We start from the raw sequence: 21,623 nt of genomic DNA, 5'->3' as shown, positions 1-21,623 counted from the left end.
GCTCGCAGGCTTAGGCCGCGATGTCGTAGCCGAGCTTGTCGGTCAACAGCTCATAAAACTTCACGCGGGTGCGCGGGTTTTTGAGCTCCTGACAGGCCTCGTCCAGCGCCTGAATTGCATCCTCATGCGAGATCTTGTTTTTCTCAATCAGCGGTTTGAGCTTCTCGTTGTAGATGTAGCTCAACTCGTTGTAGTCGTCGCACTGGGCGCAGGACACGAGTTTCGCGTCCCGCTTGCCGCCTGGGTTTTCGTCCTTGTAGTGGTACTTGTCGTTGATATCGCTGATGGTCTTAGCCTTGGCCATGTCTTTCGCTCCTAATGGGTCGAGCGATCCTGGGAAGTCCTTATCGCAACCGACTAGATAGACTTGGTGGCGTTTTGCCGGTATTCAAGGCGCTGAAACATGTGGTTACCACTGTGACGGATCGGTGAAACTCCAAGACCATGTGGGCGGTAGCGCATCGCGTCAGTGCCCAGCGTAGGCAGTAAAATCTTGTATCGTATTGCCGTCAAAGACTAGGGAGGCCTCACGTGCCTCACATAAGAATTGAGTCCACCACTGCGGTGAAAGACGAGGATGCAGCGCAACTTAAACAGGCGCTACACCAAGCTGCGCGGGACTGTGGTCACTTTCCAGATGGTGGAGTTAGGACGCTTCTTTTCCCAGCGGCAAGCTCACTTGTCGCTCACAACAAGACTGAAGCATCGTTTGTGTTTATCAGCGTCAAAATCCTTCCTGGGCGAACGTTCGAGGTTCGTCAAGAAATAGCCCGTCTTCTATTCACAGCTGCCGAGGAGGCCTTGAAACCGTGCTTTGAGTGCGGAGCTGTTGAGCTTCAACTTTAGCTCAAGGAGTTGGAGCCAGGGCTCAACTTCCAGAAGAATACTATGCTTTGAACACGCTTGGGCTGGTGCTTTCAGTCCACAATTAGCCGGCATGCAAGCGGTAGGGTGCTGCAGGCATTCCCCTGGTTAGCAGGTAAGCCATGCTGACCGGCATAGTTCAGGGCGAACGCTAGCACGATGTAGAACCCACCAGTTCAGCGAAGCCCCTGCCGAAAATCTCCAGGAATGTGCTTGGGTTATTGGTGTGGGCCTGCACCAGCGGTATGGCTTGCTTGGTTTGGTCGGTACCTCTCGCACACATTCAAGGAATTCTGGCGTGTCAAAAACGCCTTCACGACCTGCCAAGCAACGTCGGCATTGCACTGGTCGCGAGGGACGTGGTGCGAGCGTGCGCCATTATTGGTCTGGCGCACGCCATTCGATCGTCCAGGGTACCGCTGTAGGGCTTAGGGGTATTCAGAAAGCTTTCCGTTTTGAAGGAAATCCATCACAGCGGGATCCGCCAGCAAGGAGCGATACACGACAGCGTCCCAACTGTTAATCCCTTTCCCTATTTCTAATGAATAACCATTTTCGATGGCTGTGGTGACCGTGACTTTACCACCAGCTCGGGTTTCGCTCGCCATCCGAATAATGTTCAGATAGCTGCTTTCGAAATATTCCTTGAAACGCTCCCAAAAACCGATTCCTTCCAAATGCGATGCCACTAGGTTTTTCAGATCCAAGGTCAGGTCGTTCGATATTTCGAAAGAAATCACGGGAGTCAGGTAGGGCGCTTGTAGTTTTATCGAGTACAGCGGTTGATTGACGTCATCATAGTACGGATGCAAGAAACTTCTAGTGCCAGCGGCGTTTTTATAGTCTACCAGCTTCTCCCCTTGGCACCAATCGCAGGCAGGTACGAGGTTAAACAGGTTTGCCGCGAATTCTGGATAGGTTGTTTTAGGTAGGCAATGGTCAAGTGTCCTTGGCCTCCCAAGTTCACCACATACTGGGCATGCCAAAAGTTTATTCTTCTTCCTGAGCTTCTCCAATTCTTTAAAAGGATATTTGTCTTCGTCGGGATTGTATAGTCCCAACAATGATGTCCTGCGTTTGACAGCCTCTCCGTCTGTATCGACATAGTTCCTCAATACCAACGGCGGCATGCCGGATGGACAACCCTTTTGATCGTCATACTGCTGGTATCGGGCGGTAAGGTCTGGCGTGATTCGACCGTAAAATTTCTTGAACTTGACTCTTTCGCCTAGCACTAAAGTTAACACGGCAATGCTGTCTTCGTCGGGCTTGGGGATCTTAGTGACCATCTGGTACGCTCGCATTCAGAATTTTAATGGTCATTTCTTCATTAAGTTCATCTTTGAGCTTGTCCAGCAGGTTTTTGGGGTTGCCGGCTTTTTGAATGGCCCCCTCAATCCACTGTGCGAACGGCTTGGTCACTTTGCTGTCCCCGAACACGTAGGACGAGATTCTTTGCATATTTCCACCGAAAGTTTCGAATGGTGGATGATCGATTTCAAGCCCATACTGCCCGTTGCGATAAACGTGCATGCAGTTTGCCGGGATCTCACGAGCGATGGCAAGTGAATGGGTCGCTAGGATCGCTTTTGAATTGAATGCGGCAAGCACTTTCTTGAGCAAGGCCACGAACTCCACCTCAAACGTCGGATGCAAGAAGAGTTCTGGTTCGTCTACGATGATCAAACTCTCTGCTTTGATTTGTCCAACAATATTTATGACCATGTACACGAAGAGTCGCTGGCCGGAGCTGAGGTCTAGCTTATCCGTGTCATTAAGGAATACGACCCCTGCCTTGCTGTTGACGACAGAAAAAAGATTCTCTTTGAGTTTGAGGAGCTTCGAGTGTGTAAGCGGCGTCAGCTGAATATACTGCTTTCCATCATTACCTTCAATGACCAGAGACTTGAGAAAAAGAGGTAGCTCCGCCTTAGGATTGATCTCTACCGCTAGCTTCTCGAAGCCAAGCGCGGGTTGCAGTACATCTAGAATCGTTGAGAATTTGGATGTCCAGGTGTTAAGGAAACTAAAGGCGTCGTCATCCGCTAGAGCCTTGAACATTGACTCGACTGAATCGCTGGCGGGCTGGTTACGGCTGATGGAGCTTTGGCGCGTTCCCTGGGCGGAAAGCCTGCCTCTCCTGAAGCCAAAGTACCTATACGCAGTTTTATCTTTGAGCTTGGAATCGGACAGGTCTAAAACAAAGTCCTCGAAAGGACTATAAGACATCAAGATCAGTCGCGAAATGTTCGGGTGGGCATCAAATGGCTGGTGTTTGGATTTGTGAAGCTGTGTTTGAGAACCGGCATCCATGCCCAACCAGTAAGCAACGAGATTTTTTAGCGTGTGGGACTTCCCGACGCCATTCGGCCCGATCAGGACGTTAATGTCGTAGGGAAGGGTGTCGGAATTAAATCTGAATCTGACTGGTGTGACCGCATCAACACCCCGACCTGGGAGGTTTAACGTGAAATCTTTAATTGATTGAGAATTTCCAGAAAATGCCTTCCACCCATCTTGGAAAGATTTGCGAGCGCCGGCTTCTCGCAACGGTGAGGTAGAAAAATTTTCCTGTTCGGTCAGTTTTCTTGCAGCCTCGTCCTGAGTGACGTTTACGAGATAACCTGCGTCTCGAATAAGAATCAAAACCTTCTGAGCATCTTGAACGCCCAGTTTTGTGATGAGCGCATCATAGAATTCAATGTCACTTGGGACGGACGCGTAGTTTGTATCTGGAATGGGGAAATAGCCATCCCAGCCCGAGTTACGCAGCGCATTGAGCTTCACTGGCGAGTTGGTGTCGTTCTCGATGAGTAGCTTGAGGTTGAACTCGAAAATTCGTTCGCCCTCATAATAGAATGCAGCGTTCAACGTAGTCCGTACAGAATAGTCATCCCAGTTATTATAACTGAGTGCCAGTACTGTTTTTTCGGTTTTTGTTAAAGGTGGAGTTCGGTTCCAATTATCGCCGGCGTGGAAAAATACTTTCAAAAAACACCTTCCTTGAGATAACAATGTAGCGGCATGAAATGTCTCCCGCCTAGAGGATCCATTCTATTCTAAACCACCAGGTAGAGTACCGGGTGGCATCGCCGCGGGTTCGCTCAGAAAGGCACCGCCGGGTGTAGCGGTGCCTTGAGGAGTACAGCGGCTACTGATGACTTCTCATCAAGATCATTGCAGCGCCTGGGTTTTGGGAGCGCTGAGCTTCTCGTGCGCCCCGGGGGCTGCGCGCATCTCAGCGACTTGGTTGGCGGTAACGGCTGGCGCGCCATTGCCCCATGAGTTGCGTACATAATTCAGGATGTCAGCGACCTCTTGGTCACTCATTTTCCAGGCGAAGGAAGGCATGCCCGCCGCCGCCTGCCTGGCCTCGGTGTGCGGCGCTCGCGTTCCCATGAGCATTGCATGGATCAGGTTGGTCGGGTCATCCGAAAGCATACGGTGGTTGCCTGCGAAGGCGGTTACCATCCCCTCGATCCCTTCACCTTCCAGACCATGGCAGGCATAGCAATTCACCTCATACCCCAAAGCAGCATTTGCGCTGGCGGCCTCGCTCATGATCATCGGCTTACCCGGCTTGTGGTCGGAGGCTGCAAGTGACTTCAGGTAGGTGCCGATAGCCTGCAGATCAGGCGTCGAGTAGTACTGGAAGGAATGCTCAACCGCCTCAGCCATTGGGCCAGCAGCCACTGCAAAGCCGTCCGAACCGGTCTGAAGGTAAGTCGTCAGCCTGTCGACCGACCAGTTTCCAATCCCTGTGTGCGGATTAGGGGTGATGTCTGGTGCATACCAGGTACCCAGCAGAGCGCCTTGCATGTAGTCATCAGTACGCTCGCCGCCCAGCAGATTGCGGGGTGTATGGCAGGTACCGCAGTGGGCGGGGCCGTCAGTCAGGTACTTACCCCTGTTCCAATCTTCACTCTGTGTTACCTCAGTAATGTACTGGGTGTTGTCGAAGAACAGCATGTCCCAACCCGCTATGGCCAGGCGGATGTTGTACAGGAAGTTCATCCCGGCGTTTTTTCGTTGATCTCCTTGCTCACCGATGCGATGGTTGACATGTAGGCCCACAAGTCGTGCATGTCCTTGTCGCTGAGCGTGGTATAGGCGGGGTAGGGCATTGCCGGATAGAGCAGGCCGTGCGAGCCAATGCCTTGTCTGACCGCGTTGAAGAAATCTCTTTCGATCATGGCACCAATGCCGGTTTTGACATCCGGCGTGATGTTGGACGTTACGAGCGAACCGAAGGGCGTGTCGATCTTGTACCCGCCCGCGAAATTGAGCTTGTGGCAGGCAGCACAATCCGCCAGGCGCATGACGTACTCGCCCCGAGTGATGGCGACCTGGTCTGTGCTCCGAAAATCAGAGAGCGCAACCTTGTCATCTGCGACATCAGAGCGTGACATGTCGAAGGTTTTCCATGCCATCCAGCCGGCGCCTGCTCCACAGATGGCTCCCGCAAGTGCGGCGCCTTTGGCGATTGATTTCCAATTTGTCATTGTTTGGTCTGCCCTTGACCAGCGTACCCGGGTTCTTGAAATAGGTCTCGTGGATGGCGCGTGCGGCTCTGATGGCTAGCGCCCCCCACGGTTATGGTCGGGTTGTAGCCGCCGTTGTTTGGGAACGCCGAGGCGCCGACGACGAACAGGTTGTGCGCATCCCAGCTCTGCAGGTACGGGTTAACGGCTGACGTGGTTGGATCGGCGCCCATTACCGCGCCACCGATCGTGCGCGAGCTGTGCTGCGAATAAGGGTTCCAGCTCTTTTCACCTTGGTTTTCGATGATGATGTCCTTACTCCCGGCCTCTTTCATGATCCGTACGGCGCGGTCGGTCACGAAGTCGAGCATCTTGGTGTCGTTACGGTTCCAGTCGAAGGTCAAGCGCAGCAGCGGCTGTCCGTGTCGATCCTTGTAGGTCGGGCAAGATCCAGGTAGGCCTCACGCACAGGCATCGAGGTAACTTGGCAGAAAATGCCCCCGTACTGCTGGTAGTCGCGGGAATAGGCCTTCTTCCACTCGGTTCCCCACCGCTTGGTGCCGGGGCGCACGGTGTTGGCATTCTGGATTGGGCGGCCATTGGTGGAGTACCCCATTATCCCTGCGCCGCCGATGAAGTCCAGGTTGGAGTGGTCAAAGTTGTCACCGTTGAAATCATCGATCTGAACCGCCAGGGCGCCGCCGCCAATGAAGGGGTTCATGTAGCTGTCGTCGAAGAAGCCGGTGACCGTCGAGCAGGTCTGGTAGTTGTAGTTGCGACCAATCGTGCCTCGGCCCGTGCGGGGGGGCATACTGTTCACCCACACGTGACAGCAGCATCAGACGCACGTTGTCCATCTGGTAGGTGGTGATGCACACCACGTCTGCCGGCTGGAAGCCTTCGACACCTTCCTTGGTGATGAACTTGACGCCCTTCACGGTCTTGCCGTCGTCGTGCTTCACTGCGTGAAGCACTTCGGTCTCGCTGAGCAGCGTAAAGTTGGGGCGGCGCATTAGTGCGGCCAGGCGGCTCCAAATGAAATTTGTCTATCACGCGTGCGAGCGTGGATGACCAGGCTCGCTGGTCTGTAAGCGATCGCGCTGCGCATCAATTCCGATGCGAGAGAAGGGGGGAACCCTGTCCGCAGCTCATCCGCATGCGACAGGTGCAGCTGGATCATAGGTGAGTATCTAGCGTGCCAGCCTGGGAGTGCGTGCTCATGCATCCGGATGGATGTATTGGATGGTGATGCGTACGTTTGCCCAATCCTTCCTCATTTCATTCAACACCTCGTGGCGCGCGTTATTGAGATGCCAGCGTACGCCACTCCTGGGTTGGTGGGCGATTATCTTTTTGAGATTCCTCTCGCCTACCTCAATCGCTTTTGCAAAGGCTGGGATCTCAAGCCCGTGGGCCAATATCTGAGCTCGAAGCTCACCCAGGGCCTTCGCACCAAGCTGGCGAATGCTTTCATTTGTGGTCGCATACTCGGGATCATATTTCAGTACGTCAGCATCTCGGGCATAGGAAACGAGAAACCACATCCTCTGATCGTAAGCTTTCAGGAACTCACGAAGCATTTTACGTTTTTCAGGCGCGAGTTTTTGCATGCGTACCCTTCATGGCAGTCATTGGATCGGGGCAATTTTGCAATACGTGAGGGCGATCATGTGGCTGAGCCCCTGCGATCAGCCTTCAAGCTTTCTGATGAGCCCACCAAATTGCTGAGCTGGTTCTACATAACGGAGTGCTGACTTCATGTCGCTCCAACCCACGTACTCCATTAGCGTCTTGATGTCCCAACCTGAGCTTGCCGCCCAGGAGGCAAATCCTCGGCGGATCGAATGAGCACTGTAGATCTCCGACGGCAAACCACACCGATCTAGCGTGTCGCGGAGGAGGGGTATCAGGCTGTGCGCCGCGAGAGGCCGATGGCTGATGTTTCCCCAGCGATCAATTCCCCGGAACACTCCGCCGCGAGTTAGACCTGCAGCTTCGATCCAGTTCAGGTACGCCTCCACTGGGCAGAGCTTGTTCAGCGATGGCGTCTTGTACTCACGGCCGGTGTTGTGCCGGTCTCCTTTGGAAGACCCCAGGTAGAATCTGATCCCGACGTATCGCTCTGCATGCGTGTTCTCGATCGTGAGCCTAGCCAACTCGTCTCCGCGGAACCCCCTCCAAAAACCGATGGTGAGCAAGGCGATGTCGCGGGTCGCTTTGAGAAGGGCGGCCATGTTGCCGGCTGCTCTTGCCTGAGCAACCTCATCCTCCAGGTGCGCCACTGCTTTTTCGAGGTGCAGTAACGCCAGAGGAGCTGCTTGCTTCTGCTGCACGGGGTACACCGCCCGGATGCCTTTCAGCAACTGCCTGACCTTAGGCGCTTTAGTGGGGTCGGGGAAGCCGTTGCTTTGATGCCAGTTTGCGAGCGCAGCCAAGCGTTGCTTCAGCGTGCTCAGCGCCAGCTGGTCGGCGTATTCAGCGATGTATCGCACTACGGACTCAGTTGTGGTGGGCAGGAACCCGCCCCAGGTGACTTCGAAATGGGAGAGGGCGGCAGCGTAGCTCTTCGACGTGTTCTGACGAACGCTCGCCTCCAAGTATCTGTCTGCCTTGCTGGCCACTTCAACCACCATATTTACCCATCCCAACCTTCGATGGCTCGCCCTGGCCATTTGTACCGCCTTTCAGGCCATCTTACCCCCGCAGCTAGGCCTAGCAAGCTATAACCCTCGATTATATCTTGCCAGTTGTCGGCAAATTTCCAGCAAGGTTTAGCATTTCCTATCATGTAATGGCATGACATGTGGCATGACACGAAATCGTCTGGAGGGTGTATGGCGCGAGGCGGCGTTAACCTAGCGGTAGTGCAAAAGGCGCGGAACAGCCTGCTGATGCGTGGTGTTTATCCCAGCATTGATGCAGTCCGAGTGGAGATTGGAAATACGGGCTCAAAGACCACGATCGCTCGGTATCTAAAGCAGCTGGAATCACCAGGATCAGAAGCGAACCCTCGTGAACGCATGAGCGGCGCGCTGCGCGGGGTCGTCGAAAGCTTGTTGGATCAAGTCCAGGAAGAGGGCAGCCAGGCCTTTCTTGAGGCACGTGCAGAGTTCGAGCACGAACGTAAGCTATTGGTCTCACGAGCCGAGGCACTTGAGAGCGAGCTAGATGAAGTCAAGCTCCATTTCAGGGCGCAAGGAGATGTCTTGGCTGCTCAAACTGAAGAGCTTAAGACCACTCAGTCCACACTGCAGACTGAGATCACGCGCAACGCCAGGCTCACCCAGAGCAACAGTGATCTCGAAGTCCGGATTCAAGAGAAGGATGTGCAGATCCAGTCTCTGGAGCAAAAGCATATGCATGCCCGGGAGGCCCTGGAACACTACCGTGCTTCGATCAAGGAGCAGCGAGACCAAGATCTGAACCGCCACGAGTCCCAGCTCTATCAATTGCAGCAGGAGCTGACCGTCCTTCAGCAGACGCTCATGGTCAAGCAGGAGGAGATCACCCGATTGATCCGGGATAACGAGCGCTTCATTGCCGAAAATCGCCAGCATGCCAGGGAAGCCTCGCAACATCGTGAGGCTGTCGAAACCCTGCGGGGTGAGCTGAACATTGCCAATGCTACTACTGCGCGTGCGGAAGGTGCGAAGGAACTGCTCGCTCAACAGTTGGAAGCAAAGGCTAAAGAGGCTGGTGAGTCTCAGTCGCAATTCGCAGCCGCGAAGCTAAGGGAGGTGGATCTGGCACACAAACTCACCACCGCAGAGGCTGAGCTCATGGCTTTGCGCGTATCGAGTGAGGCGGATGGCTCGCAGGCGTAGTCCAGAGAACCTTGAACCCATTAGCACATCGCTGAGTATATTTGTACTCCTGCCAGAATTCGCAGCTCGCGATCCGAGCCAGGTAGTCCCCATGCGAACCAGCGCCTGCCATACCCTCTAACTTCAGGCTTACCAGTATCTGTATAGCCGAAGCCAGCTCGCTCAAAGCCCATGCAGCCACCTACACATAAGCGGCCGAAATCATGGGCGTGGAGAAGAGCGAAGTACTATTCGTTGCCAACCTGCGACTCCAGTGTAAGGAGTCGAGCTGTGGTGACCGCGGCTTGGAGATCAAGATGGCTTGAGGCGAACGACTTCATAAGAAGCGGGCGGGGAAGGGCCCAATCCCATTTCTCTCGGATCATGTTTTCGACATTTTCCAAGATCGGTTCTACGTTCGAGATGTCCATTTGACCGACCACGCGCAACGCTCGCAATGTGTCCTCCGCCCCGAATGCAACTTCCAGGAATAGCCCGGTGTTTTCACACTGAATACCCACATGCCTGAGCAACAAGGCCAGCGCATCGTTGGTGTAATCCCCTCGCCAGGTTGCCACATGGCTTACGCTGGCAGAGCCAATTATCGCCGCGTCACCCAACCCGAGAGCGCGGAAGTTATTCCGAGCCTCGTCTAGGAGCGCTTGAGCGTGTTTGTCTAGGAAGGGGCAGGATGTGGTCTCCATCAACACGTTTCGCATTTCAAGCCTGACACGATCATCCACCTGGGCACCAAGCCCATCAAACTGAGGAGGCTCGCCGCCCCGCGCCGGTGTGACCACGATCACCTTTGCTTCGAGGTCGACATCCTGAACCTGCCAACGCCTTCCGCCGAAGATGATGCGTTGTCCCTTGGTCAGGGGTTTGCTGACGGGCAGCGAGCCAAGTGGCTTCCCATCCCGGAGCAAACGAAACTCTTCATCGCTTGTGAAGGCGGTGTAGAACTCATAGTGGTTGATCAACCGCTCCCCGAGTTCGCCTGGTAGCAGAAGTCCTGAGCTGTCCTGGACGATCAATTCCTTCTCACCCATACCCTTGAGCAAACCCAGGAAATCAGGCTTGGTGACGCTCGCAAAACTGCCGCTTGCGATGAGATTTCCCCATAATTGCGCCGCAGAAGCACCGCCGAGCTGAGCAATTGAGGATAGGCACTGTTGCACCAGTGTCGAAGCGTGTAGGCCTCCCGATCGAGGCGGCTCAAACCATCCACTGATCAGCAATCGGATCATGGCGACTGTTTGGACAAGGCCCTCACGTAACTGATCGGAGAGATCCGACTTATCTGTTAAAGGGCGCTCCCGGCAGTACGTCCTGAGCATCGCAGGCTCACCGGCGCGGCGACCCGAGCGGCCAAGCCTTTGCCTGAGACTTGCCACAGAGGGAGGACAGCCGATCTGTGCGACCGTCCTGATGCTACCGATGTCTATACCCAGTTCCAGGGTGGTAGTGCATACGGCAGAAGCTGGAGGATCTCCCGCTTTCAACGCCCGCTCGGCATCCTGGCGTAGCTCCTTGGACAAGCTACCGTGATGCGGCCAGAACTCGTTCGGAACACCATCGTTCTCGCACAGTGAGCGCAGACGGTCGGCAAACCATTCAACCTCTTGGCGCCTGTTGGGGAAGATCAGGTTGTTATGCCCCCTCAGCACCTTGTACAGGTGACCTGCGATAGCCACTTTGGTACCTGAGGTGTCTTCCTTCTCTGCGCCTTCATCTGTTGACGCATTCCCCGGGTGTTCCACCACCAGCTGCTGCATGGGCTGCTCAATGTAGCCACGCACCTGTACCTGGAGCTCTTGGCCAGAGGACTTTGACTCAATAACCGTGATGCCATCCGGGCACGCCGGCCTCAGGAACTTGCGGGCCAGCGACATCTCCCCAAGCGTCGCCGAAAGCCCTACACGGGGCAGCGTTCTACCCACGACGATTTCAACCCGTTGCATTAGCGATTGCAGCTGCTTTCCACGCTCACTTCCGATGAAGGCATGAAGCTCATCGACGACGATGTAGCGAAGGTTCTGAAAAGCCCCTGGTAAGCCTGAGCCTCTGTTTACGAACAGGGCTTCTAGGGACTCCGGAGTGATCAGCAAGATGCCCTCAGGCGATTTCAAAAACCGTTGTTTCTTGCTTGCTGCCACATCGCCATGCCAAGCAACGACGGGCAGTTCGAGCCTCTCACATAACCGGCTAAGCCTGTCCCACTGGTCGTTGATCAGCGCCTTGAGCGGGCTGATATACAGCACCGCGCCGGCTGGATCACTGTTGTTGAGCAGGTTGGTCAGGATCGGCAGGAATGCGGCCTCTGTTTTACCTGCGGCAGTGGACGCTGCAATGATCACATCGCGATCGGCGCCCACCAATGCCGGTACCGCCCACTCCTGCGCATCACGCAGGGACGTCCACCCCTGTGACCAGATCCATTGCTGAACCTCCGGGTGTAAACGCTCGAACGAAGAAGAGTCAGAGCTTGAAGCTGGCGAGCTCATCGTCGGCCTCAACTTCTAGATCTTGCTGCCCGGCCTCATCCTTGGTCAGCTCCACGGCGCCCAATAAGGTTCGCCAATCCGCGGTAGGGTTTTGCTCGATCACCGCGAGCAAGTTGATGAAAGCCGTAATGGTCGTGCGCGGCGTCCGGAAATATGCCTCGCCCAAGCGCTGATTACAGTGCGCCATGAAAGCGGGGATGGCTTCATCCGGCAGCAAAAACTTCTCAGGCTCACCGTAGGCGTAAACATTGCGCAGCTTCTGCAAAAGCACGTAGAAGTCTTCAGGTGTCAGGCTGCTGAGTCGAATGACAGGCCCAGAAAGGTCGACCAGGCCAGACTTAGCAAAGCTGTTTTCAGCGAGGCGGGATTGCAGGGCAGGGTAGCTGTAGAGCCCCCGACGAGTGTCCATCAGAAACTCTGGTGTGCCGCCCAATACAAAACCCAGGCCTTCAGCGGAACCCTGCAACGAATCGTTGAGGATGCGCAGAATCTGTTCGTAATTGGCGTTACGGGCCTGGGTGTTTGCCAGTTTGTACAGGTTGACCAGTTCATCCAGGCATACCATCAAGCCGCCGAAACCAGCCAGGCGTACGAATCGTGACAGCAATTTCAGCTGGTCGTAGACAGAAGCATCATCGACGATCGTCCGCACGCCCAGAGCAGCGCGGGCGTCAGTCTTGGTGGAGAATTCCCCGCGTAGCCAACGAATGGCGTCAGCCTTGAGCTGCTCGTTACCTTCCTCGAAGCCGCGGCAGTAGGCGGCAATGACGTCGGCAAAATCATACCCATTGACCATCTCGGTGAGCTCTGCCAGGTACTCACGAATGACCGCCTCACTCTCGACACCTTTGGTCTTGGCTTCCGTTTTAGCTTGGGAGATGAACTTCTCAACGATACCCTGCAGAGCGCCGCCTTCTGGCTTGGTGCGGGTGGCCATGTTTTTGGCCAGCTCCGAGTAAAGTGAGCGCGCTTGGCCACCTGAAGCGTGAAGCCGGCGGTCTGGATTCAAATCGGCGTGCATGGTGACAAGCTTGCGCTCCATGGCGATGCCGCGTACTAGGTTCAGGAAGAAGGTTTTGCCCGCGCCGTACTCGCCAACGACGACGCGAAAAGCCGAGCCGCCATCCGCGAGACGATCCACATCTTTGAGCAGCGAATCGAGTTCACCCGCTCGACCTACCTGGATGAGATGCTGCCCAACACGGGGCACTACGCCCGCACGCAGCGATTGAATGACCGCGTCGCGATCCTTGGCTCGTATCTTACTCATAGGGCTAGCTCATCCAGAATGTCGGGGTTGATTTCGATGGGATCATCACCTTCGGTCACGGGCATGTCGAACAGCTCGAACGCTGTCTCGTTGATCCGCTCCAAGGCGCCATCCAGCATCAGTTCCATATCACTGGCTGCGTCTTCCAGCTCGGCACGACTCCACTCAGCCCGTGACACCAGAAGCCGAAGGAACGCTGAATGCTCGACGTCCAGGCCATGTACGGTAGCAAGCTGTTCGGCGGTACTTTCTTCCTGCCGTTGGGGCGCCTCGGGCTCCAAGGCGCTAGGCGTCTCAGTCAGCGATTCTTCATTGAAGACGCTGGCCAGGAGCGCCGACACTTCTGCCGTTTCTTGTTGCAAGCGAGCGACCTTGTCCATGTCCAGTGCAAAGCCAGAGCCAGTGCTTTCTGATGTCTGTGTCGCAGTGGCCAGCGCGGCATTCGCAGTCAGTGCCTCCACTCCATGGGAGGGACGAACAGCTGCACTGTGGAGGTCGCTGTAGACGAACTGCGGATCGAGGGCGAGCGACTTGTATACGCGCTCAAGGAGCTTAACTTCCTGTGGCGTCACCTCGCCATCCGCTTGTGCCAGGTGGGCCAGGAAGCTGGCAATTTTCCGCTTGGCCTCGATCGTCAGCGGCTCAAGCTTCTTCTTGAGGCTTGCCAGTGTCGGCGGTTGCTTCAGTTGAATCTGGAGGTGCGCCTTCAAGCGTTTTCGATGCGCGACGCAGAGGTGATCCCATGAGTCAATGTGGCCGGACAGCAGACTCACCTCTTCTAGCGAGGTGTCACCGTCTGCCGCAGCCACTGCACTGGCCAGGTCTAAAGTAACTGCTGCAGCGCTGTAAGCATCGGTCGAACGAAGAGTACCTTCATCAGAGTCCGCTGCGAACAGTGCGATGGTGTCTTCTGCCTTGGGCGTACGGCTGCCAGAAAGCACATCGGGCTCTAATCCGATCCGCTTGCTTTCCAAGGCCCGTGCGAGTGCCACGACTTTGTCGCGGGAAAGCGCGCCGGCGGATTTGAAACGGCCTGCCAGCTCAGCGAAACTCATGCAGATAGTTTCGCCGCCGACGCGTTGTGCCAACTGTTCGAGTTCGGCTTTTGCTTCAGCAGGCCAGAGTTCTGTTGGCAACTGCAGGATGGCTTCCAGACTATATCCAGCGTCTGGGTTGCGCCCCAGATATCGACTGTAAGCGTCTAGAACGGTGGTGCATTCTTCCACTATACCCTGCAGCTTGTTACGCGTTCCTGAGGTTGCGGCGACATCGGGGAGGTCGCCCACGGCTGCTGCCGGGATGCTCAATCCGGAAGAAGCGGGGCGATAGGCAATCTTCAGCTTGGTCTTGTTCTGAGGAAGCACAATGCCGTTGGGATAACGTTTTGCGAATTGGTTTTTGAAGAGCGCTGCGAATTGCTCAGGACAACGGGTCACAGGTGTGCGTCTGGAAATGTTGGGCTCTGCGAGCGCCCAGGCCAATGCCCAGCTCGGATTGAGAGGGTATTTATCCACGGCCATCTGACCCAGCGCGACTCTCAGTGGCATGGGCAGCTCGTACCCATCTGCGGCACTGGCAATCGGTTCACTCATATAGCTCTGAGGCTGAAAAGAACCCGCGTCGATATGGGCGAGAAAGCGGGTAGCGTAGCCGCGGAAAGAATGGTTGTCGCCGTAGAGACCAAGCAAGCGTTCGACCTCGGCCTTGATGGCAGCAATCTCTACCTTAGCCTGAGGATCGCTCGGTGCATCGATCAGCGCGCGGCGTTCCAGCCCGTAAAAAAACAGGAACACGTATCCCGCATCCGCAGGCTGGCGGCGACCTCCTGCCAACCATTGCAGATACGCTCGCCGCGCCTCAGGCGTGATGCTTCGGTAACTTGGCCAATAGGGCATCTGCCGCTCGGTAAGGCTCATGGGTGAGCGTGCGACTCGAAGCGTTGCATCAATCAGGGACGGTTCAGTCTGACCGAACTGGGTTGCCCGCTCGGTGATGTAGAGCATTCCACCCGGGATAGCCAATCCGGCCACGGTGATGGACTCACCTTCTGCAAGCCAGCGAACGCCCATGGGCTTTGCACTTGGCTTTGGGATGGCGTAGTTCTGACTATCGCTGGACGAACCGACTTGGACAGTATGGAAGTCTCGCTCGCGGGTACTGGTGCCGAACTGGACGGTGAGACTGGAGGAGGTTGCCTGTCGAGATTCAGCGGCGATCTCCGCAACAATGTCATCTTCAGGCGCGTAACGCTTTGCCTGGGTGGCGCGTCTGACGGCCCATACCAACGCACTTACGCCCAAGATAACTCCAAGGGCGATCCACGCTTGCTTTGGAACTTGCGCCAAAAGGGCAACAACGAATAACAAGGCGTACAGAGCGATCGGCCCGCCGCCGCTCCCTTTGCGCTTCCGTGGCATATGAGTATTCCGTACAGTTGGTAATGGCCAGATGACATTCTTACGGATTTCACGAGGCGGGCCAAGCGGAACAGACGAAGGGAGCGCTGGGGCGAGATTACTTAAACGGATCCCCAACAAAGCCATCTGCTTACAAGGCTATGTCAGGGCTGTGTTGCGGAGGTGAATGGATCGTGGCGCTGCTCTTCATACGCCTAATTCTCAGTGAGACCATAATCTTGGTAGCGTCTCGCGATGGGTGATTAAACCCAAGAGTACATATGTACTCCTTCGCATCTCTGGCGCCTCAACTGGTCGATTAAGGCGGCTTTCGACGACGTCTCTTCTGCACTTCAAATAGCGTCTTCCAATGCAGCGATTAGCGCCTCCAAAGCCTCAGCCAGGCGGGCGTCTTCACGGGTATCTCCGCTGTCAGGAACAAACTCTTGACAGTGTCGTAGCAGTGCGTCGCGGTCGTTACGGTTCAGATCAAGCTGAATGTGCATGTTCGGAAATCCCTAGATGGTAGAACTGCACCCGACCCCTAGCGCTCAAGCGCGCTTTGGTCGAATATTGCGCGCCGATTGGAAGCGAGGAGGACAGGGCATTGAAGGTTGAGCAGGAAGCGCAGGTGTGGTTGTGCGCCGCTGAGCACTATCGTGATTCTCTCATGGCGATAGTGGTTGATGCAGTCGCCAGCTACCGCCGTAAACCGGGCCTGGACAGTTTGACTCGCATCTACAAGCAAGACGTTGGCGCCGTAGCGTTTGCAGTGCTTGAGCGCGTCCTGCCCAGCGCGGATTTGCCGCGCACCGACAGCAGCTACGTCCCTGCCCGGGAACAGTTACGGTCACATGTGATTTATCAGGTGCTAAAACGCCTTGTAGAAGAGAAGGCCGTTCCAGTTGAGCTTACGGATATCCTGTTTTCGATTGACCTTGGACTCTGACACTCGGCGATCGCAACCTCTGCTACTCGGCAAAGCACAGTTCAGCTTGCGATGACGGGTCAATAGCCTTGTGCCGGCGTGCCGATGAGGGCTTTGTTATGCAGATCGGAGTCGCTGATGAGACTACCAGGCCGCTGAACGCGCCATTGGTCTCCAGATCTGCAACTTCAGCTTTCAGCTGCTGTACCAGGGTATCAATTGATTGACCGCTCTCTACGCTCAACGTCAGTGTGAGAAGGGTCAAAGGGCTGAGCCCCATCGCATCACCTATCGCAGTCAGCTTCTCTACCGTAGGGCTTGATCGGCCGTGTTCCAGCTTCAGCATGTAGCCACGGCTGCTCGCTAAGGCCATATCTTTATGCGTCAACCCGCGGCTAATGCGCATCGCTTTCAGTACAGTGGCGAAAGCTGCTTTCAGCGACATAGATTCTCCTGGCCAATGTCAGGCGAGAAAGGCCCGCAAACTATTTTCAGCGGAAGTACCCGACGTAGAGCATCTGACAGTACCACAGAGACCTTCCCGCCAGTCTCAACGAAGAACCTGTTCAGGCCGGCATCGGGATAAGCCTGCAGCTTTCCCGGCGCGGAGTGCCCGTGACCATCGCGCACCGCAATCTAGTTGTTTTCACTGATTAACCTTATGGAATCAGTGACTTTCTCTGTATTTCAACTATTTCCCTGCATGCCCCCTTGAAATTTTTTTCGCGAGACGGAGTTCTATATTTGAGGACAAGAAAAAAGCGAGTGGTGTGCAGCCGCAGGTGATCTGCAAGGTTCACACGCGGTTTTGCCGGTTCGGTTTTTGCTTTTGACGGTTTCCAGATTTGGTCTCGGTTGCCAGGCTCGCATCTGCATTGCCCCGTAGGGGCTGAGGGGGAGATCGCCTTCTTCGCAGCCTTTGGCTGCGCTTATGCTTTGAATACAAACAAACGCGCTGTTTTTTTAAAAAAACTGAGCGGCTCCAGAGTTTCCAGCAAGTGGAGTCCGAACACACTCATTCATGATGCCTGATCCTCAGCTAGCCATGTACTACGAGGTCAGGCATCGGCGCATAAGCAAACCTCGATCAGTCTTCGTACGAATCCGTATGACTCTGCTCAATCCGACCATCGCGGATCAGTTCTATGGTCATCTTGTTGCGGTCAGGCTTCATCTGGCCAGGGGAACTGGTATCCCAGGATTTTATCGCGAGGGTGACTTGGGCCCGGGTGGAGTCGGTGTACCCGTATTGGTACTCCAGCGTCGTGACGTTTCCGTCCTTTTCGCCTCCAACCATCCCGCCAGCTTCCGCTGCAGATTTGACTATCGCGAAAGACTCTTCCGCGACTGAGCGGTCAATCGCTTGCTTCAACTCATCAAACAACTGTTCTGCTGAAAGGGTCATGATTAATCCATTATCGAAAAATGAAGGGGTTGATTGGTGAAACCTGCCTCCCTTTATTGGCCAAGAGAGACAGCCGGGGCTCACTCGCCCGCTGGGCTCTTGAGCGGCCAGTCCTCAGGTACCAGTGCTGGTGGCTTGCTCCAGGGTTCTTCCACGAGCGACTTCTGGAACCAGTCGTCGCGCAGGTTGGCGTGCTCAGTCACGATAATCTGGAACCCAGGCACGTCCTCAACCGCGAACTTGTAGAGCAGGTTGAAGAGCTTGCGCACCGAGTCCATGTCGGCATCCGACTGTTCAGTCGTTTCGACTGACCCATCCACGGCTTTGTAGACCTCCTCAGATGGAAAGTACACTTGTGTGGGCTGGTCGATCATAAGGAACCGAGGCATGGGGCTCTTGCTCTCGGCGCAGTACCAGTGAAGGGCCAGCAGCGCAGATAGATGGTAGGCGAGATGGTTTTCAGCACCTCCCGTTTTGGACATCGGCACCTGTCGCTCGGGCCGGTCAAACACTACCGTGAGACGCTTCAAATCAAGTCGCGCGGGAAGATTGCAAAATTCGGACTTGAAACGTTTGTTGTAGACGCCCATCTGGGCAGAAATGCTGTTCAGGATCGAGGCCAGGCGATCATCGACATCGATGCCTCCCAATGCTTTCTCGAGCTCCTTGACCCGAAGTTCTTTACGCCGATGTTCAGCTTGTTGCTGCTTCAAGGAGTTATCCGGAACGTAGCCTTCCAAGAAGAGGCTAACGCGGCCGACCACGTATTTGGCCGCGTCGCTTTGCTTCTGGGCTTGAGCCAGCAGCGTATTCGCAGCGATCACAGCTGCTAACTCAGCTTCTCGTTCCGTGATGAGCTGGTTCGTGTCTCGCAGCCGTTGCGTTTCCTCTGCGAGGTAATCCTGTAGGTGAGGACGCTGGCCCAGCACCGTCTGCATTTCTACTTCAAGGGATTTGAGCTCACTGATCAAAGCCTTGGCAATGGGGGTGTCCATACCCAGATTTTTTTCTGCGAAAGGCCACTGCCATTCACCGGTTGCAGTGTTCTTGGGCAAGGCTTTGATAGATGCCAAGCGGTCAATTTGCTCAACAGCCTCGCGCTCGAACCCACCTGCTCTGCGCTCAAAGTTTTGCGCTGCTTCGATCTTCGACTTGATCTCGCGCCGACCCTTGCGAAGTTTCGCCAACTCCAGCTCTAACTTCGGTGCTTTATCTTCGGCTTGAGGCTGCATCGCGGCAGGCACCCACTGTCCAGCCATGCGGAGCGCCACTAGAATCTCTTCAATCTCACCGGCATCATGATCGGCTGGCAGAATACCGACGGCTTTGGCTTCGGCCAACAAGCCAACGGCCATATTGCGGCTGTTGCCGATCACCTGCTTAGACTGATCGACCAGCTTCGCATGGGCTCTCAGGTCACGCTGTGCGGTTCGCAGTTTCGTCTGCAGCTCATACCGCTCATTGGTCGAAGCACCCAGTAATATAGGCAACGTGTCCTTGATGGCCTGAGGTTGAAACGCCTCGCTCTGACGGTAAAAAAGCTGATCTTTACTGGTGACCAGGCCCTGCTTTTGGAAGAGGTAGTAATAAGAATGCTTGATAGACGCTTCGTAGCTGACCCGGGTGTGTTGCTCAGCCACCTCTGTGCGGTTCTCTGGGATACCTAGCTGGCGGGAAAGCAGAGAGGTGACTGCGATGTCATCGGTATTGGCGATCAATTCGGCAAAATCGGGCGGGGCAACAAATTCTCCCGTGCGCGTCATTGCCATCCGGCAGCTGTCACCGCCCCTCGGAGGCGCAGGCTTTGCCACCAGCACTTGTACATCTTCGAATTGGTAGATCACCGCGAACCAGGACACCTTGTCCCGAATCACACCTTCGGCCACGTTAAATTCAGAGCGGCCCATGCAATATTCGATGATGTCGGACAGCGCCGATTTACCAGTCGAAGAGCGCCCAGTGATCACATTGAGACCATCGATCTCGAAATTCACGTCGCGGCGTTGGCCATCATGGCTGTAGATGTGGATGGAGCTGATTTTCATGGTCGTATTCCAAATGCCGTGTAGACCGTTACTCTGTCCGCGATTCGGGCAAACTCTTTGCCGAGCAAAATGGCCGTCTGCTGACATTCCATTGATTCTTTTGTGCCGTCGACGGTTGCCTTAAGCCGGCGGGCCTTGGGCAGCAGACGTCCCTCTGCAGTGGCTTCAAAACAGTCCGATTGGTGCGCAACCCCAAAGGCCTCGAATGCGTAGGGCATCATCTCTGTGACACGCTCTGGGAAACCAATTAGCAATTGCGGGTGTACCGAGACCGCCTTGAGCAAGTAGCTTCTGGCATATTCAAGAATTACCGTTCGCGATTCTTCATGAAGCGCCAGTGGCAGTATCAGAAGTGACAGTGAAAACGGCATACCCCGCGGATCTATAGTTGTGTACGCCTTGATCGAGCGCATCAGAACCACCGCGCAGAAGGCCGGGTTGAAAAGGTTTTTGGTTTCAAACGGACGCTGATCCCATCGATTCATTCCGACTCTCCTGAGCCGTCAGTAAGGCGATCCAAGAGTTGTGGATGCCAGTACACGGGAGGCGTCGGGCGTTTATTGGCGAGGATTTGGTAGCTACCTCGCACCACGTAAGGGGCCGTAACACGGGCTCGAATCTTAAGGTGCTCCAGTTTTTGAGCCTCGACCTCTGCCCAAGTGTATAGCTTCTTCCCAGCAGCCACGAGACCGGACTCAGATCGGTCTTCTTCAACCACTTCCAATGCGTCATCAAAGATGATGTCCCGGTGTCGCTTCCACTCCTTGGTTAGCCGCTCCTCGTAGGCTTCGATTTCTCCGGCCCCTGTTAAGCGCTGGCGCGCCCAAACCGATCGCTGTTCGAAAGCCTGGTAGTAATCGAGTATTGCGCTCCTAACCCGGCCTTGACTGAGCTGCAGGTGCCGTAGCTGGACGACAAACAAGCGGTTATCGGCTGCCACTTCAATTGGCGCTTCGGGCTCAGCGTCTTCAAAGGTGATGGGCAGGTTATCGGCGCGATACTCCTCGCTGAACGCATGGAGCCTCTCTGATACGTCAGAACCGCAGATCGGATTAAAGTCAGGGTCACACAGCATTTGGATGATCAAGTCGTTCCACCATCCCTCCAGGCGCTCGAAAACCGCGTCTCGATGCTCAGGGCGGATTGCGCGCATTTTTTGGCCTTTGATTAGCGCCGGAAGGTCTTGAATCCGCGGAACGTCGTCGACGATGGAGATCCTGGAGACAAAGTCTTCTTTCTCGGCGTCGGACAGGCTCGAGAACAGCACCTTCACATTCCCAAGTGTTTTGGATTCACTGGTGTGCAGCGTGGCATCCGTCACTTCCCATACGCTGGGTAGAGCGTTGGTCGTGTCGGCGCCATGGAGAAAAAATTCCAGGAACGATCCGGGTGCCACAGTTGAGGTGGTGAAAAGAAAAAACTGGAAGTTCGACTCGATGCGCCCATTGGCGTTATATCGAGTAAGCCAGATATTGACGGACTTCCAGAAGTCGATGGACAGGTCATTCAGCCGGTCACCTACTGCCTTATGTTTCAGGGATGCTAGGGTTTTTATGCCCGAGGCGTCCTCGAAATCCAGGTCATCTTCTTTTTCGATGAGAATCGCAGTGTCTTCTGGGAGATCCAGCGCTTGATATAACGCAAAGCGGGGCTGAAAAATGTAGCCCAAGCCTTGTTCTCGAGCACTGTAGCGGTCAGCGGCAGCCTTCTGGCCTTGCTGAGGATCAGGTATCGCAGAACTCATGATGCGGCCCATGGTTGGTGAGCAGTAATGGGAAGGAGAGGGTGGAGCAGCGTCCGTCCCTCCATGCGGGTCACCGTGAACCCCACAATCTCGGGAAAATGCGCTGGAAAGTCCGCCAGCGTAGAACGACGTGCTGACGAGTCATCGATCAGCCGTTTCGAATCGAATGGTGTGCAGAAACAT

At 55.2% G+C, this 21,623-nt stretch carries 21 protein-coding genes; 3 read left to right on the top strand and 18 right to left on the bottom strand.

What is annotated here, in order from left to right; genetic code table 11:
- Positions 1-10: 10 nt before the first annotated feature.
- Positions 11-304 carry a hypothetical protein gene (locus JFT58_RS22975; protein ID WP_198834652.1) on the bottom strand — a complete coding sequence of 98 codons (294 nt, stop codon included), beginning with the start codon at positions 302-304 and terminating at the stop codon, positions 11-13.
- A gap of 227 nt (positions 305-531) precedes the next feature.
- Here JFT58_RS22975 and JFT58_RS30850 point away from each other — a divergent pair, with 227 nt between their 5' ends.
- Positions 532-846, top strand: coding sequence for a hypothetical protein (locus JFT58_RS30850; protein ID WP_198834651.1), 315 nt, complete (start codon positions 532-534; stop codon positions 844-846).
- Between the two features lie 446 nt (positions 847-1,292).
- On the opposite strand, the gene JFT58_RS22965 is transcribed toward JFT58_RS30850, so the two are convergent.
- From JFT58_RS22965 to JFT58_RS22940, 8 genes are all read right to left on the bottom strand, one after another.
- Positions 1,293-2,153 (bottom strand): hypothetical protein, encoded by an 861-nt coding sequence (locus JFT58_RS22965; RefSeq protein ID WP_198834650.1) that lies wholly within the window; start codon positions 2,151-2,153, stop codon positions 1,293-1,295.
- Complete coding sequence (locus tag JFT58_RS22960; protein ID WP_198834649.1) at positions 2,143-3,855, bottom strand: AAA family ATPase; 1,713 nt, start codon at positions 3,853-3,855, stop codon at positions 2,143-2,145. The genes JFT58_RS22965 and JFT58_RS22960 overlap by 11 nt, the downstream gene beginning before the upstream one ends.
- Positions 3,856-4,038: 183 nt before the next feature.
- A complete protein-coding gene (locus JFT58_RS30440) occupies positions 4,039-4,878 on the bottom strand; it encodes a c-type cytochrome (protein ID WP_233095437.1) in 840 nt (279 codons plus the stop codon).
- On the bottom strand, positions 4,875-5,294 hold the full coding sequence (locus JFT58_RS30435; RefSeq protein WP_233095436.1) for a c-type cytochrome: 420 nt from the start codon (positions 5,292-5,294) through the stop codon (positions 4,875-4,877). Before JFT58_RS30435 ends, JFT58_RS30440 begins: the two co-directional genes overlap by 4 nt.
- A 68-nt stretch (positions 5,295-5,362) precedes the next feature.
- Positions 5,363-5,749 carry a GMC oxidoreductase gene (locus JFT58_RS30430; protein ID WP_233095435.1) on the bottom strand — a complete coding sequence of 129 codons (387 nt, stop codon included), beginning with the start codon at positions 5,747-5,749 and terminating at the stop codon, positions 5,363-5,365.
- On the bottom strand, positions 5,746-6,156 hold the full coding sequence (locus JFT58_RS30425) for a hypothetical protein (protein ID WP_233095434.1): 411 nt from the start codon (positions 6,154-6,156) through the stop codon (positions 5,746-5,748). The genes JFT58_RS30430 and JFT58_RS30425 overlap by 4 nt, the downstream gene beginning before the upstream one ends.
- A 406-nt stretch (positions 6,157-6,562) precedes the next feature.
- On the bottom strand, positions 6,563-6,955 hold the full coding sequence (locus tag JFT58_RS22945; RefSeq protein WP_198834648.1) for a hypothetical protein: 393 nt from the start codon (positions 6,953-6,955) through the stop codon (positions 6,563-6,565).
- 78 nt (positions 6,956-7,033) lie between these two features.
- Positions 7,034-7,978 (bottom strand): tyrosine-type recombinase/integrase, encoded by a 945-nt coding sequence (locus JFT58_RS22940; RefSeq protein WP_198834647.1) that lies wholly within the window; start codon positions 7,976-7,978, stop codon positions 7,034-7,036.
- Between the two features lie 201 nt (positions 7,979-8,179).
- Between JFT58_RS22940 and JFT58_RS22935 the strand changes: the two genes are divergently transcribed.
- The gene (locus JFT58_RS22935) at positions 8,180-9,169 is read left to right on the top strand and encodes a DNA-binding protein (RefSeq protein WP_198834646.1); all 990 of its coding nucleotides are present in this window, start codon (positions 8,180-8,182) and stop codon (positions 9,167-9,169) included.
- A gap of 227 nt (positions 9,170-9,396) precedes the next feature.
- On the opposite strand, the gene JFT58_RS22930 is transcribed toward JFT58_RS22935, so the two are convergent.
- From JFT58_RS22930 to JFT58_RS22915, 4 genes are all read right to left on the bottom strand, one after another.
- Entirely contained in the window at positions 9,397-11,583 is a 2,187-nt protein-coding gene (locus JFT58_RS22930) for a DEAD/DEAH box helicase (RefSeq protein ID WP_026013578.1), read from the bottom strand.
- A 43-nt stretch (positions 11,584-11,626) separates the two neighbouring features.
- The gene (locus JFT58_RS22925) at positions 11,627-12,922 is read right to left on the bottom strand and encodes an ATP-binding protein (RefSeq protein ID WP_017135672.1); all 1,296 of its coding nucleotides are present in this window, start codon (positions 12,920-12,922) and stop codon (positions 11,627-11,629) included.
- Positions 12,919-15,339 carry a tellurite resistance TerB family protein gene (locus JFT58_RS22920; RefSeq protein WP_198834645.1) on the bottom strand — a complete coding sequence of 807 codons (2,421 nt, stop codon included), beginning with the start codon at positions 15,337-15,339 and terminating at the stop codon, positions 12,919-12,921. The genes JFT58_RS22925 and JFT58_RS22920 overlap by 4 nt, the downstream gene beginning before the upstream one ends.
- A gap of 332 nt (positions 15,340-15,671) precedes the next feature.
- Complete coding sequence (locus JFT58_RS22915; RefSeq protein WP_017135674.1) at positions 15,672-15,824, bottom strand: hypothetical protein; 153 nt, start codon at positions 15,822-15,824, stop codon at positions 15,672-15,674.
- A 101-nt stretch (positions 15,825-15,925) separates the two neighbouring features.
- Here JFT58_RS22915 and JFT58_RS22910 point away from each other — a divergent pair, with 101 nt between their 5' ends.
- Positions 15,926-16,267, top strand: coding sequence for a hypothetical protein (locus JFT58_RS22910; RefSeq protein ID WP_017135675.1), 342 nt, complete (start codon positions 15,926-15,928; stop codon positions 16,265-16,267).
- 22 nt (positions 16,268-16,289) lie between these two features.
- Here the strand turns inward: JFT58_RS22910 and JFT58_RS22905 are convergent, their stop codons facing one another.
- From JFT58_RS22905 to JFT58_RS22885, 5 genes are all read right to left on the bottom strand, one after another.
- On the bottom strand, positions 16,290-16,691 hold the full coding sequence (locus JFT58_RS22905; protein WP_198834644.1) for a helix-turn-helix domain-containing protein: 402 nt from the start codon (positions 16,689-16,691) through the stop codon (positions 16,290-16,292).
- 642 nt (positions 16,692-17,333) lie between these two features.
- Entirely contained in the window at positions 17,334-17,651 is a 318-nt protein-coding gene (locus JFT58_RS22900) for a hypothetical protein (RefSeq protein ID WP_122676546.1), read from the bottom strand.
- Positions 17,652-17,731: 80 nt separating this feature from the next.
- Positions 17,732-19,696: a DUF3732 domain-containing protein gene (locus tag JFT58_RS22895; protein ID WP_181127115.1), complete on the bottom strand. Its 1,965-nt coding sequence runs from the start codon at positions 19,694-19,696 to the stop codon at positions 17,732-17,734.
- Positions 19,693-20,181, bottom strand: a complete 489-nt coding sequence (locus JFT58_RS22890) for a three component ABC system middle component (protein WP_017135679.1) — start codon at positions 20,179-20,181, stop codon at positions 19,693-19,695. The genes JFT58_RS22895 and JFT58_RS22890 overlap by 4 nt, the downstream gene beginning before the upstream one ends.
- The gene (locus JFT58_RS22885) at positions 20,178-21,452 is read right to left on the bottom strand and encodes an ABC-three component system protein (RefSeq protein WP_233095433.1); all 1,275 of its coding nucleotides are present in this window, start codon (positions 21,450-21,452) and stop codon (positions 20,178-20,180) included. Before JFT58_RS22885 ends, JFT58_RS22890 begins: the two co-directional genes overlap by 4 nt.
- Positions 21,453-21,623 lie beyond the last annotated feature (171 nt).

The sequence above is a fragment of the Pseudomonas sp. MF6767 genome (genome assembly GCF_016405475.1).
GTDB classification, from domain to species: domain Bacteria; phylum Pseudomonadota; class Gammaproteobacteria; order Pseudomonadales; family Pseudomonadaceae; genus Aquipseudomonas; species Aquipseudomonas paracarnis.
Note: the sequence above shows the minus strand (reverse complement) of the source record. Positions and strands in the feature narration are given on the sequence as shown.

Coding starts and splice junctions, on each gene's coding strand:
- JFT58_RS30425 (WP_233095434.1), bottom strand. CDS start 6,156: ATGCCCCCCCGCACGGGCCGAGGCACGATTGGTCGCAACTACAACTAC.
- JFT58_RS30440 (WP_233095437.1), bottom strand. CDS start 4,878: ATGAACTTCCTGTACAACATCCGCCTGGCCATAGCGGGTTGGGACATG.
- JFT58_RS22900 (WP_122676546.1), bottom strand. CDS start 17,651: ATGACCCTTTCAGCAGAACAGTTGTTTGATGAGTTGAAGCAAGCGATT.
- JFT58_RS22915 (WP_017135674.1), bottom strand. CDS start 15,824: ATGCACATTCAGCTTGATCTGAACCGTAACGACCGCGACGCACTGCTA.
- JFT58_RS22940 (WP_198834647.1), bottom strand. CDS start 7,978: ATGGTGGTTGAAGTGGCCAGCAAGGCAGACAGATACTTGGAGGCGAGC.
- JFT58_RS22885 (WP_233095433.1), bottom strand. CDS start 21,452: ATGGGCCGCATCATGAGTTCTGCGATACCTGATCCTCAGCAAGGCCAG.
- JFT58_RS22895 (WP_181127115.1), bottom strand. CDS start 19,696: ATGAAAATCAGCTCCATCCACATCTACAGCCATGATGGCCAACGCCGC.
- JFT58_RS22905 (WP_198834644.1), bottom strand. CDS start 16,691: ATGTCGCTGAAAGCAGCTTTCGCCACTGTACTGAAAGCGATGCGCATT.
- JFT58_RS22920 (WP_198834645.1), bottom strand. CDS start 15,339: ATGCCACGGAAGCGCAAAGGGAGCGGCGGCGGGCCGATCGCTCTGTAC.
- JFT58_RS22965 (WP_198834650.1), bottom strand. CDS start 2,153: ATGGTCACTAAGATCCCCAAGCCCGACGAAGACAGCATTGCCGTGTTA.
- JFT58_RS22935 (WP_198834646.1), top strand. CDS start 8,180: ATGGCGCGAGGCGGCGTTAACCTAGCGGTAGTGCAAAAGGCGCGGAAC.
- JFT58_RS22890 (WP_017135679.1), bottom strand. CDS start 20,181: ATGAATCGATGGGATCAGCGTCCGTTTGAAACCAAAAACCTTTTCAAC.
- JFT58_RS30435 (WP_233095436.1), bottom strand. CDS start 5,294: ATGGCATGGAAAACCTTCGACATGTCACGCTCTGATGTCGCAGATGAC.
- JFT58_RS22975 (WP_198834652.1), bottom strand. CDS start 304: ATGGCCAAGGCTAAGACCATCAGCGATATCAACGACAAGTACCACTAC.
- JFT58_RS22945 (WP_198834648.1), bottom strand. CDS start 6,955: ATGCAAAAACTCGCGCCTGAAAAACGTAAAATGCTTCGTGAGTTCCTG.
- JFT58_RS22925 (WP_017135672.1), bottom strand. CDS start 12,922: ATGAGTAAGATACGAGCCAAGGATCGCGACGCGGTCATTCAATCGCTG.